This window comes from Paenibacillus sp. JCM 9796 (assembly GCF_055379675.1).
Map to the genome: position 1 here is coordinate 3,375,121 of NZ_AP043723.1, position 12,827 is coordinate 3,387,947.

General features: G+C 55.7%; 11 protein-coding genes and 1 tRNA gene. 9 read left to right on the top strand and 3 right to left on the bottom strand.

From position 1 onward, the window contains the following. The first annotated feature begins 17 nt into the window (after window positions 1-17). From ACZ439_RS16255 to ACZ439_RS16270, 4 genes are all read left to right on the top strand, one after another. Window positions 18-99, top strand: a tRNA-Leu gene (locus ACZ439_RS16255). 384 nt (window positions 100-483) lie between these two features. Further along, window positions 484-663 carry a putative motility protein gene (locus ACZ439_RS16260; RefSeq protein ID WP_054799559.1) on the top strand — a complete coding sequence of 60 codons (180 nt, stop codon included), beginning with the start codon at window positions 484-486 and terminating at the stop codon, window positions 661-663. A 212-nt stretch (window positions 664-875) separates the two neighbouring features. Next, a complete protein-coding gene (locus ACZ439_RS16265; RefSeq protein WP_054796870.1) occupies window positions 876-1,622 on the top strand; it encodes a glycerophosphodiester phosphodiesterase in 747 nt (248 codons plus the stop codon). Between the two features lie 99 nt (window positions 1,623-1,721). Next, a complete protein-coding gene (locus ACZ439_RS16270) occupies window positions 1,722-3,110 on the top strand; it encodes an S-layer homology domain-containing protein (RefSeq protein ID WP_464619918.1) in 1,389 nt (462 codons plus the stop codon). Window positions 3,111-3,170: 60 nt separating this feature from the next. Here ACZ439_RS16270 and ACZ439_RS16275 read toward each other — a convergent pair whose 3' ends face one another. Next, a complete protein-coding gene (locus ACZ439_RS16275; RefSeq protein WP_127610122.1) occupies window positions 3,171-3,620 on the bottom strand; it encodes a DUF2621 domain-containing protein in 450 nt (149 codons plus the stop codon). Window positions 3,621-3,763: 143 nt separating this feature from the next. Between ACZ439_RS16275 and ACZ439_RS16280 the strand changes: the two genes are divergently transcribed. Beyond that, entirely contained in the window at window positions 3,764-4,891 is a 1,128-nt protein-coding gene (locus ACZ439_RS16280) for a deoxyribonuclease IV (RefSeq protein ID WP_054796874.1), read from the top strand. Window positions 4,892-4,951: 60 nt separating this feature from the next. Then, window positions 4,952-5,845, top strand: coding sequence for a formyltetrahydrofolate deformylase (gene purU, locus ACZ439_RS16285; protein ID WP_054796875.1), 894 nt, complete (start codon window positions 4,952-4,954; stop codon window positions 5,843-5,845). A 206-nt stretch (window positions 5,846-6,051) separates the two neighbouring features. On the opposite strand, the gene ACZ439_RS16290 is transcribed toward purU, so the two are convergent. Next, on the bottom strand, window positions 6,052-7,197 hold the full coding sequence (locus ACZ439_RS16290; protein WP_054799562.1) for a GGDEF domain-containing protein: 1,146 nt from the start codon (window positions 7,195-7,197) through the stop codon (window positions 6,052-6,054). 330 nt (window positions 7,198-7,527) lie between these two features. Between ACZ439_RS16290 and tkt the strand changes: the two genes are divergently transcribed. Together tkt and ppnP are read left to right on the top strand one after the other, a co-directional pair. Next, window positions 7,528-9,531 carry a transketolase gene (tkt, locus tag ACZ439_RS16295; protein ID WP_054799563.1) on the top strand — a complete coding sequence of 668 codons (2,004 nt, stop codon included), beginning with the start codon at window positions 7,528-7,530 and terminating at the stop codon, window positions 9,529-9,531. 16 nt (window positions 9,532-9,547) lie between these two features. Continuing rightward, complete coding sequence (ppnP, locus tag ACZ439_RS16300) at window positions 9,548-9,865, top strand: pyrimidine/purine nucleoside phosphorylase (RefSeq protein WP_054796878.1); 318 nt, start codon at window positions 9,548-9,550, stop codon at window positions 9,863-9,865. Window positions 9,866-9,968: 103 nt separating this feature from the next. On the opposite strand, the gene ACZ439_RS16305 is transcribed toward ppnP, so the two are convergent. Continuing rightward, window positions 9,969-11,222, bottom strand: coding sequence for an NAD(P)-binding domain-containing protein (locus tag ACZ439_RS16305; RefSeq protein ID WP_464619919.1), 1,254 nt, complete (start codon window positions 11,220-11,222; stop codon window positions 9,969-9,971). 153 nt (window positions 11,223-11,375) lie between these two features. Here ACZ439_RS16305 and ACZ439_RS16310 point away from each other — a divergent pair, with 153 nt between their 5' ends. Then, window positions 11,376-12,731, top strand: a complete 1,356-nt coding sequence (locus tag ACZ439_RS16310; protein WP_127610110.1) for a glucose-6-phosphate isomerase — start codon at window positions 11,376-11,378, stop codon at window positions 12,729-12,731. Window positions 12,732-12,827: the final 96 nt, after the last annotated feature.

Sequence of the window (12,827 nt, forward strand, 5' to 3'; positions counted from 1 at the left end):
TAATGGGATCTATATTCGCGGTTGTGGTGGAATGGCAGACACGCTATCTTGAGGGGGTAGTGGGCTTCGCCCGTGGAGGTTCGAGTCCTCTCAACCGCATACCAGCTTTACAAGAGCCTTCGCTGTTACGAGCGAGGGCTCTTTTTTTATTATAGATACTTTACTTGTACATCGTAAGTAAAGTATCTATAATAATAAGCGTATGACAAGTAACCAAGAGGAGGTGACAAGCAATGGCTCAATGTGCCTGTGGAAACACGCAAAACGCCCAAGGTCAATGCGATGGTTCGCATGCTAAGAAAGACAAATAAGGACCTGTAAGCGACGTTTTGTGTCGAAGCGATCGACCAAACAGCAACAACCGGGAACTTCCGCAGCGGCCGCTGCCGGAAGTTTATTGGCTTTACGCGGCGTTCCGACGTACGGTATACTTTCGGTATCATACACTTGTTCCAACAAATGCTGAAGAAGGACCGTGATCCGATGCAAGTCAACGCAGCACTGAACGCAGCGGCCGGCCGCGACGCTTTGAAGCAAGCGGTAGGCATCGCCCTGCTCGGCAAATTGAAAGACATGCAGACGGCACAAACCGCAACGCTGCTGCAAGATTTTGCCGCGGCGCAGCATCCGTATTTGGGCAAAAGCCTAGATATTCGAGCTTGATCAACGTACATATCGAAATACGCTCATGAGGGAAACCTGTGCGGGCGGCTTGGCTCCATAGAGCGAAGCCGCCCGGCAGGTTTTTTCGTTCGGCGGACGGGCCTTTACAACATCTTAACCTGCAAACCGCGGCAGACCGATTGCAATCGGTCCATTGTCGTCGGATAATGACATCTGAAGGATAACGAGAAGATCCTAGGGAGGCCTGAGCCATGGTTGAAAACTGCAACGAACAAACATTGCGTCCGCTCATCATCGGACACCGCGGGGCCGCGGGGGAAGCGCCGGAGAATACGCTCGCCTCGTTCGAGCTTGCCGTAAGGCAAGGGGCGGACGCGGTCGAACTCGACGTGCATCTTACGGCGGACGGCGAGCTGGTCGTCTGTCATGATCACACCGTGAACCGCACGACCGACGGGCAAGGGCGAATCGATCAAATGACCGTCGAACAAATAAAGCGGCTGGACGCCGGGCGCTGGTATGACGAGAGATTCCGCGGAGAGCGGATTCCGCTGCTGTCCGAAGTGTTTGCGGCCCTGCCCGCGAATGTGATGATCAACGTTGAGGTGAAATGCGGGTACAGCGATAAGCTGTCCGGGCGGCTGGCGGAGCTTCTAGCCGGGTTCGGCCGGCTGGAGACGACGGTGGTCTCGTCCTTTTCCCATAAGGTGCTGTACCGGCTGAAGCAGCGTGAGCCGGCGATTCGCGTCGGGCTGCTGTATGTAGCGGATCTGGTGCGTCACTCTGTGCTTGCTGAAACGGCCGGAATGGACGTCTATTCCCTTCACCCGCAATATCAAGCCATCGGGCCGGAGGATGTGGCGGAGGCGCAGCGTCACGGGCTTCGGGTATATCCGTTCACGATTAACGAGCCCGAGCATTTGCGGCAAGCGGTGCAAGCCGGCTGTTCGGGGATCATTACGGATTTTCCGGCGCGGCTGAAGGCGATGCTGGGTTAAACTCGGGACATGCCCCCGTTCTAATGACGATATTCCTTGAAGAGGTAACAATTCTTGCCCGTCTGACCGATATACGTTAAGAGACGGGAGGTAACGTTGATGATGAACAAAACACGCAACATCCGGACCCGCGGACTGGCTTGTCTGCTGTCCTTCGCTCTGTTGTTCATGCTGTTTCCGATGCGCTCGCTCCACGCCGAGAGCCGTTACTCTGATGTCGGCGCGAGTTACGGATGGGCGACGAGCTCGATCACGTTGATGTCGAACAAACAAATATTGACCGGATACCCCGACGGCCGATTCCGCCCGGAGAAAGCGGTAAGCAAAGCGGAATGGACGGCCATGGTATACCGTCTCTTCGATAAATACCGGCCGAATGCGACGGCGACAGGGCTGAAGAAGGTCGGCTTCTTCGCGGACGTGACTTCCCTGCATTGGGCGTCCAAGCCCATCTCCGACGTGTACGACGCTTCGTTCCAGATCGGCGGTTACGGAGTAAACCGTGACGGTCAGCTGGCCTTCATGCCGGACATGCCGATGTCGCGGCTGCAGCTGGCGCAGATGTTATACGCGTTCTTCGGCGGGAAGCTGATGAACGACCGGATGAGCGACAATGACGTGTGTGCCGTTGTGCTGGACTTTAAAGATATTCCGGCAACCTTATATACGGACCCGGAGGCGTATGCATTCGCCAAAAACGACGGCAGGTATGATGCCAACGGCTGGATGTATGCGGAAGAGAACAGCGTGTACAAGACGCTGTTCATGGGCAAAGGCTCCAGCGACTGCACGCTCGGCGATGATCCGTTATCCAATGTGCAGGCGAAGGCGCTGGCCGGGTTAAAGTCTAACGGCATCATGACGCCGAACGATGACGGATATTTCCGGCCGAAGGAAGCGGTGAGCCGTGCGGAAGCGGTCGTTATTCTGGACCGGATTTATCATTATTTAAAAAATAACCAATGGCTATCCCTTTACTCGACGGTCGATCTTAGTGTAACTGGGCCCGATAACAGCGGAGGAGCGGCAGCTCCCGGCTCCCCGTCTGCGAATACGCCGGGAGGCTCATTCAACTACAACCCGAATCCGGGTGCGGCCTTCCCGTCGACGGATCGACCGCCGGGCTCGCAGGAATGGATGGACCGGTCGAACGTGCGAGTGACCGATTATTTTGACGATAAGGGCGTTATCGTGAAAAATATTGCAGTGAACGGGGAAATCGAGACAGCGGTTCAGCCCGGAGGCACCAAATATTTGACCGTCGATTTGAAGTCCAAAGAAGCCGTCGATTTGTACGTGATCGTGGACGGACGGATCGGTTTCGTGAGGAAGGAAGAGCTGCCTCTCACGATGACGGTCGGCAGCGCGCAGCTCGTCGGCATCCGTTCGCAGCTCCGCGACACGAGCTTGAAGAAGTACGGCGATTACACTGCGACGTTATCGGTTCAGCTGTCGGACAAAGAACCGGAGAGCAAGAAGAAAAAATAAACGGCCGCCTAGTAAAAAGGCTTCCTGTCCCGCCAATGGGAAAGGAAGCCTTGAATCTTTTTATTGCAGCAGATGTTTATGGGCGGTGTAATCGATTTGCTTCTTCTCCAAGAAGGAGATCAAGCTCTTGTAATCGCGCCGCGGCGTCGCCAGAATGTATCCCTTGATGCAGTGCTCGCGCGTGACGGCTGTCGCCTTCTCGTTCAGTGCGACTTCGCCGATCTTCGCGGCGATGGAATGCTTGGCGATATCGCGGAACGGTGCCGGGACGGGCTCGACGAGCACATCGAGGAATGCTTTGGATTCGTCGGTCCACAGGTGGCGGGACGCTTCCACGTAATGGTTCTGCCAATCGAGCTTGGACTTGCCGTCGGCCATCGGCAGCACCTTGAAAAATTTGCGGAACATGAAATATCCGCCTACCGACATCGAGAAAATCAACACGAACACCCAAAAAAATATAAACCACATAAACCCCTGATTCGGGGAGCTGCTCATCGCGTATAACATGAATATCGTCACCTCACTCCACATTATACCGCAACTTGCCTGTCAGGAAAATGAAAATCCCGGAAGAAGCCTCCCTTTCCTAGATTTCTTGCGGCAATCCTAGTAAAATAGATAAAAGCTAAGAAAGGGAGTGGATCGCGAACATGGTTAAAATCGGATCGCACGTATCGTTTTCAGATAAAGGGCTGCGGGGCGCGGCCAAAGAAGCCGCGAGCTACGGCTCGGGCACGTTCATGATCTATACCGGGGCGCCGCAGAACACGCGGCGCAAGCCCATCGAGGATCAATATATCGAAGAAGGCAAAGCGCTTATGGAAGAGCACGGTATCGGTGAAATTATCGTGCACGCTCCGTACATCATCAACCTTGGCTCTTATAAAGAAGACACGTTCGAGCTGGCCGTCCGCTTCCTGCAGGAGGAAATCCGCCGCACGGATTATCTTGGGGTGAAGCAGATTGTGCTGCATCCGGGAGCCTACACGGACAAGGATGCCGAGTACGGTATCGCGCGGATCGCGGAGGGCTTGAACGAGGTGCTGGCGGGCATCAAGGATACGGGCGTGAACATCGCGCTGGAAACGATGGCCGGCAAAGGCACCGAGATCGGACGCAGCTTCGAGGAGCTGGCCACCATTATGGAGAAGGTGGAACGCAACGACCGGCTGACCGTTTGCCTGGACACGTGTCACGTGAACGACGCGGGATACGACATTGTGAGCGATCTGGATGGGGTGCTGGAGGAGTTTGACCGCGTGGTCGGACTGGACAAACTGGCCGTCATCCATTTGAACGACAGCAAAAACCCGCGCGGCGCGGGCAAGGACCGTCATGCCCCGGTTGGCGCGGGCTGGATCGGCTTCAAGGCGATGTACAACATCGTCCATCACGAGAAGCTGAACCACCTGCCGTTCATTCTGGAGACGCCGTGGATCGGCAAGGAGGACAGCTCGCAGCGTCCGATGTATGAGGCGGAGATCGCCTTGCTCAGCGGCACCGTGCAGCAGCGCTTTGGGGATGGCTTCTTGTCGGATGTGGAGAAGCTGGACCATTTCTTCAAGAAGCAGGACCTCGACTCCCGCCAATTCGTGCTGCAGACGTGGGAGTTGCTGAAAACGGACGCGAAAGCGAAAAAGGCGGACGGCCGCGAGCCGATGGAGCGTCTGTACGATTTAATCGCCGCGGACAACTTGTTCCCGGACTTGTCGGAGGAGCAAGTAAACCACCGTCTGACGGCGTGGTTTGCCGGCGAACACTTATTGGCTTCCGTCTAAGACGGATCGCTTATATAGATCATTTTTGAAGGCTCAACAGTAAAAGGAGAAGAGAGTTTCATGGTTCCCAAATTGAATCCCAAAACCAAGAGCGCCGAAGTAAACCGCGCCCGCATGCTGGTGTCCTGCCCGGACCGTCCCGGCATCGTGGCGGCGGTATCGCGATTCTTATTTGAATACGGCGCCAACATTATTCAGTCCGATCAATACACGATGGATCCGGCTGAGGGCGGGTTGTTCTTTATCCGCATCGAATTCGATCTCGACAATTTGGACCAGCGCCGCGCCCAATTGAAGGCGGACTTCGCCAAAGTGGCGGAGGAATTTCAAATGTCTTGGAGCATTACCGGGGCGAAACGGAAGAAGCGGCTCGCCATTTTCGTCTCCAAGGAAGACCACTGCTTGCTGGAGCTGCTGTGGCATTGGCAGTCCGGCGATTTGGATGCGGACATTGCGATGGTAATCAGCAATCATAACGATATGCGCGAGCTGGTCGAGCCGCTGGGTATTCCGTATTACCATATCCCGGTGACGGCCGATACGAAGGCGGAAGCGGAGCGTCGCCAGCTGGAGCTGGTGACGGGGCAGGTCGATGCGATCATTCTCGCGCGGTACATGCAGATCATTTCGCCAAAATTCATCGAGTACTTTCCGAATAAGATCATTAACATTCACCATTCCTTCCTGCCGGCGTTCGTCGGCGGCAAGCCTTACGCGCAGGCGCACAACCGCGGCGTGAAGATCATCGGGGCGACCGCGCATTACGTCACGGAAGAGCTGGACGGCGGACCGATCATTGAGCAGGACGTTCAACGCGTCAGCCATCGCGATAACGTGGACGACTTGAAGCGGATCGGGCGTCACATCGAGCGTGCCGTGCTCGCGAAAGCTGTAAATTGGCACGTGGAAGACCGCATTATCGTACATCATAATAAAACGGTCGTATTTAATTAAAATGACGGCATGCAAAAGGTTCTGTTTTCCTGCGGGGGAACGGAACCTTTTTGCATGCCGTCATGTTCGCGTTTTGAGGCATCCCGAAAGCCGGGGCCGTATAGTATGCAAAAAAAGAAGCTGCAGGACACGGGCTTACGGGTGCGAGCGGCCGAATAAAGCCGTAGGAACCTGTGCTGATCGGACTGCGGTTGCTACGGCTTCTCTTAGTTCGAGCTGCGGATTTTCTCCGCCGACAGGTCGGTCGTGTTTAAGGCGGGGTACGGGGTGGAGTGTACGAAGGTTTTGTTTTTACCTGTCCGTTTGGCCGCGTATAAGGAGGCGTCGGCGCCCTTGAACAGCGCTTCTTTCCCTTTGCCCTTCATGTATTCCTGCAGCCCGATGCTGATGGTCGCAGCTTTGGAATCGAGCTCGGGGTGCAGCGTAACGTATAGCTTATGCCGGATTTGCTCGACGAGGCGGTAAGCTTCATCGAGCGTTTTCTCGGTGAAGATCACGGCGAATTCCTCCCCCCCGTAACGGGCGACGAAGTCGTTCGGCGTAACCGTTTCTTTAATAATGCTTGCAACGCGTATCAGAATGATGTCTCCGACCCAATGGCCGTAGGTGTCGTTAATTCTCTTGAAATTATCGATGTCCAAAATCGCGAGCTGCAGCGAAAGATCGTTAAGCTCGTTCTGCTCGATCAATTTTTCCAGATATTCATGAAACGTCTTGTGGTTGTACAGCTCCGTAAGCGCATCGATTTTGGAAAGCGTGTCCATAATAATGTTCTTGACCAGCAGTTCCTGCTTCGCTTCCGTGGCGTGCTTGAGGTTGTCCAGCAGTTCGATGCCGCTGCTCGTGATGGATAGCGCGATAACGGTCGTTCCCGTGTATAAGAACAGGATTCCAATCATATGCACCGGCTGCATCGTGAGGCGCAGCGGAGTGCTGACCCCGTACAAGACGCCGAATGAGAGCAGCACGAGAGCGAACGCGATTAAGATGGTTTGTTTATTAAAGGATAGAACGGATGTTAAAATCGGAAAGATAAAGATGGCGGGTACGATTCCGATTGACGGATTCATGAGAATGATGGACGAGGCGTACAAAATTCCGGTTGAAACCAGCAGCCAATCGCTCTGAGCGTGCCGGTAGCGGTACAGCCATTCAACGATCCCCGTGGCGATTGTGAGTAAAAGGGCATGCAGGGCGAGCGGTGCAATGATTTCCCGGGGGCTCATGTCGTGCTGGATGCGCTGAATGGAAAATTCCAGGATCACGGTCAGAAGGATGGTGATCCAATACAGATTGAGCATCTTTCGATACGTATGACGCGTATTGGCCAGTTCCAACAATATATGATTCATAGATCGACTCCCATGCAAACGTAGTACAGCGGACCCATTTCCAAGGTTGAAAAAAGCGGCTAGTCCTAATTTTCTATTTCGACAATAATACAGTAAATCCTTTGCGTAATTTTATTAATTTTTATCCGTTAAGATTTCGGGATGAAGGTTGATTGGATATGGCAAACTGAAAGAGACAATGGTACAATAAGGGATATTTGAAATGCGCCGGACATGTACGTACAAGTTGGCACTGCGTACTGTAAAGACGTGATCGGCCAGATCTTGCTGCAACCATGCCAAGCCGCTTCACCACATTGCAGCAAGAAAATAATGGAGTGGAGGATACTCATGACCGTTTCAAACAAGACAATCGATCAACTATCGGTGGATACGATCCGTACACTTTCCATCGACGCCATTGAAAAAGCGAAATCCGGCCATCCCGGCATGCCGATGGGCGCCGCTCCGATGGGTTACGAGCTGTTCGCGAAGCTGATGAAACATAATCCGGACGCACCGACGTGGGTGAACCGCGACCGTTTCGTCCTCTCTGCGGGCCACGGCTCGATGCTGCTATACAGCTTGCTGCATCTCTCGGGTTACGATTTATCGATGGATGAGTTGAAAAACTTCCGCCAATGGGGCAGCCGCACGCCGGGTCACCCGGAAGTGGGACATACCCCCGGTGTCGACGCAACGACGGGTCCGCTCGGACAAGGCTTCGGGATGGCGGTCGGGATGGCGATGGCTGAGGCGCATCTGGCTGCTGTTTATAACCGTGATCAATTCCAGGTGATCGACCATTATACATACGCGATTTGCGGAGACGGCGATCTGATGGAGGGCCTCTCCTCGGAAGCCGCTTCGCTCGCGGGCCATTTGAAGCTCGGGAAACTGATCGTGCTGTACGATTCGAACGATATTTCGCTCGACGGCGAATTGAACCTTTCGTTCTCCGAGAACGTCGCCCGGCGGTTCGATGGTTACGGCTGGCAAGTGCTGCGCGTCGAGGACGGCAACGACCTCGGAGCGATTCATCAGGCGGTGCTGGACGCGCAAGCGGACTACCGTCCGACGTTGATCGAAGTGAAGACGGTAATCGGCTACGGCAGCCCGAACAAAGCGGGGAAAGGCGGCCATGTCGGTCCGCACGGCTCGCCGCTCGGCGTAGACGAAGTGGCGCTGACGAAGAAAGCGTACGGCTGGGACGAAACGCATCACTTCCATGTGCCGGATGAAGTAAGGGCGCATTTTGCGGATGTGAAGAGGCGCAACGTCTCGCAGTACGAAGCGTGGAACGAACAGTTTGCCGCCTATGCGAAGGCTTATCCGGAGCTGGCGAAGCAGTTCCAGGACGCCGTGAACGGCGATTTGCCGGAAGGCTGGGACGAAGGCATCCCGGCGGATATCCCGGCGGATAAAGGCACGCGTACGGCTTCCGGCATCGTGCTGAATGCGATCGCGCAGCGCGTACCGTCACTCATCGGCGGTTCGGCGGACCTCGAGTCGTCGACCATGACGCACATGAAAGGCCTCGGCATGCTGACGCCGAAAGATTACAGCGGGCGCAACGTGTACTTCGGCGTGCGCGAGTTTGGTATGGGCGCAGCGGTAAACGGGATGCTGCTGCACGGCGGCTTGAAAGTGTTCGGCGGCACGTTCTTCGTGTTCTCCGACTACTTGCGTCCGGCGATTCGTCTGGCATCGATCATGGACGTGCCGGCGATCTACGTCTTCACGCACGACAGCATCGGTGTCGGCGAAGACGGTCCGACGCACGAGCCGATCGAGCAGCTGGCGGCGCTTCGCGTCATTCCGGGCATCACCGTCATCCGTCCGGCAGACGGCAGCGAAACGGCGGCGGCATGGAAATACGCGGTAGCGAACAAACGCGGCCCGGTCGCCCTCATCTTCTCCCGCCAAGCGGCGGCGAAGCTGGAAGGCTCCGAGAACGGCGCGCTTGAGCGCGGCGCTTATGTATTGGCCGAAGCGCCCGGCGGCAAGCCGCAGGCGCAAATCATCGCTACCGGCACGGAGGTGCAGCTGGCCGTTGCGGCGCAGAAGCAGCTGGCCGAAGAGGGCATACCGGTGCGCGTCATCAGCATGCCGAGCTGGGAATTGTTCGATAAGCAATCGCAAGAGTATCAAGATTCGGTCATCCTGCCTGACGTCAAAGCGCGCTTGGCGGTTGAGATGGGTCATCCGTTCGGCTGGGACCGTTACGTCGGCGATCAAGGCAGCGTGCTCGGCATCGATAAATTCGGCGCTTCCGCTCCGGGACCGATCGTCATCCGCGAATACGGCTTTACGGTCGAGAACGTGGTGGCACGCGTCAAACAATTGTTGAAATAGAAGGAGATTCGTTCCCATGTCGCAATTTGAACAAGTGACCGTCGTCACGAAAGCCAACGTATATTTCGACGGCAAGGTAACCAGCCGCACGGTGATTTTCGCCGACGGCACGAAGAAAACGCTCGGCATCATGCTGCCGGGCGAATATGAATTCGGCACCGATGTGAAGGAGATCATGGAGATTCAAGCCGGCGAACTGAGGGTACTGCTGCCGGGCGCTTCCGAGTGGCTCGAAATCAACGGTACGGCTGAATTTACCGTACCGAAAGGCGAGAAGTTCAAGCTGGACGTACGCACGGTTACGGACTACATCTGCTCTTACGTTCACGAATAAGCCTGCTTCCAGAAGAAAACCCCGGCGGCCGCTTTCTCCAAGAGAGAAGGGCGATAGCCGGGGTTTTTGCCGCAGCGCGAGGCTGCGCTTCAAGCCGCTTGCGCTATTCAGACTTGCTGCGTATGTATTCTTCGATCTTCAGGCGTACGTAAGGAGGCAGACCGGACAACATGCAGCCGTAAAGGAACTGATCCTGGTCCTGGTCGATACGGATGATGCGCGCCGTTACAGGCGGCAGATCGGCTTCCTGCGGGAAGTGGATCACGATGAACATGTCGCGGGCCAGCGGGAAGGAGCTCAGGATGCGTATGCCGCTCTCGGATAGGTCGACCAGCGTACCTTCGATCAGCTGCCCCGAGAACGAGCCTTCCTGCTCCCATTGATACACGGACAGGTGCAGCTTGATATTCAGCCGCACACGGGCATTGCGGCGCCGTTCCGCAGCTTCCAGCTCCGGGGTTCCCTTGTTCGTCGCTTGCACCTGCAGGTGCATCCATTCCTCATAACATTGAATAATGGAGCTAAGGTCGTGCTCGCCGAGGCCCCGGGCCAGACCCATCTGGAAAATATCCGTGGCGCTGTGCAGCATAGGCGCGGGCATTTGGAAGCTGTCGGCTACCTTGCCGGCCAAGAGCAGATCCTTCAGCATCCATTGCAGCGAGAATTGGCTGCTGAAGTCGCGCTGCAGAATTTTGGGCCCTTTCATTTCGGCTTGTCTGCTGTTAGCGGCGCCTGCCTGTACGACGTCGAGAAATTGCTCGGGCGCGAGTCCGGCCTTGGCCGCGATGGACAAGCCTTCCATCAAAGCCAGCGCGTTAATGCCGACCATCGTATTGTGCGCCAGCTTCGTGTACGAGCCGGAGCCCGAAGGACCCATATACATGATCTTGGCGCCCATCGCCTCAAACACGGGGCGCCGCTGCTCAAGCACCTCTTGCTGGCCGCCGACCATGAAGACGAGCGTGCCGCTCTCTGCGGCGGGTTGGCTGCCCGTGACGGGCGCGTCGAGAAAGTCAACGAGATGCGTAGCGAGCTCGTCGTATAATTTCCGGCTCGTTTCCGGGGAAACCGTGCTGCAGTCGATGACGGTTTGTCCCGGCCGCAGGCCGTGCACGATGCCGTTCTCGCCGAACACGGCGTCAAGGACGACTTGGTCGGTGCTCAGCATCGTGATGACGACGTCGGCCCCTCTGGCCGCTCCGGCGGGGCTTGCGGCGATTTCGGCGCCCAACGCCGCAAGGTCTTGCGCTTTGTCAACACTGCGGTTGTAGACGACGACTTCAAATCCTTTTTTCAACAGGTTCGCGGCCATAGGCTTACCCATGGTGCCGAGACCGATAAATCCGATCGTTGTCATTGGCAATCCCTCCTGTATACATTTTAGCATCTGGAGGGAAACCTGTGAATGTTCTCTTGCGTTACCGAAGGCAGATCAAGTATTCTATTTCTATAGGGATTTACGAAAATTACAGTTACATAACGAAGGTTCGGATCGGAGGAAACGAAATTAATGACGGCTAAACTGCAATTTGATTTCAGCAAAGCATTAGATTTCATCGGACGCCATGAGGTGGACTACCTGGCGGGGGCGGTGGCAACAGCCCACGAGCAGCTGCACAACGGAACGGGAGCAGGAAACGATTTCCTGGGTTGGATCGATCTGCCGGTGAACTACGATAAGGAAGAATTCGCCCGCATTCAGCAAGCGGCAAAGCGCATTCAGTCGAATTCCGACGCGCTGGTCGTCGTTGGAATCGGCGGCTCTTACTTGGGCGCGCGTGCGGCCATCGAGAGCTTGTCCCACAGCTTCTACAACCTGCTGCCGAAGGATAAACGGAAGACGCCGGAAATTTATTTCGTCGGCCAGAACATCAGCTCGACCTATGTTACGCACCTGCTGCAGCTGTTGGAAGGTAAAGACATTTCCGTGAACGTCATTTCCAAATCCGGCACGACGACGGAGCCGGCGATCGCTTTCCGGATTTTCCGCGAGCTGCTGGAGAAGAAATATGGCAAGGAAGGCGCGCGCGAGCGGATTTATGCGACGACCGACCAAGCGAAGGGCGCGCTGAAGAAGCTGGCGACCGAAGAAGGGTACGAAACGTTCGTCATTCCGGACGATGTCGGCGGACGGTACTCCGTGCTGACGGCGGTAGGTCTCCTGCCGATTGCAACGGCCGGCATCGACATCGAATCGATGATGCGCGGCGCAGCTGACGCCCGTGAGGCGTATGCGAACCCGAATTTGGCCGAGAACGAAGCTTACCAATATGCAGCGGTGCGCAATGCGCTGTACCGTAAGGGCAAGACGACGGAGATTCTTGTGAACTACGAGCCGTCGCTGCACTTCGTTTCCGAGTGGTGGAAGCAGCTTTACGGCGAGAGCGAAGGCAAGGATAACAAAGGCATTTTCCCGGCTGCGGTCGACTTCTCCACAGACCTGCATTCAATGGGACAATTCGTTCAAGAAGGAACACGGAATCTGTTCGAAACCGTCATTCAAGTAAAGGAAGTGTCGGAACAAATCGTCATCGGAACCGATGCGCAGGATTTGGACGGACTGAACTTCCTTAGCGGCCAGACGATGGATTTCGTCAATAAAAAAGCGTTCGAAGGCACAATGCTGGCGCATACCGACGGCGGGGTGCCGAACCTGATCGTTACGCTGCCGGATTTGACGCCATATACGTTCGGCTATATGGTCTACTTCTTTGAAAAAGCTTGCGGTATCAGCGGTTACTTGCTCGGCGTTAACCCGTTCGACCAACCCGGTGTGGAAGCATATAAGAGAAACATGTTCGCCCTTCTGGGCAAACCTGGTTATGAGAAGGAAAAGGCGGAGCTGGAAGCCAGACTCGGCAAGTAAGCCGGACGCTGGACGAAGCGGCAAAACAAAGCGGTTCACCCTGCCGGGTGATCGCTTTTTTTGCAAGCAATGTGCCGCAAGGCCCGCTTACGTGTG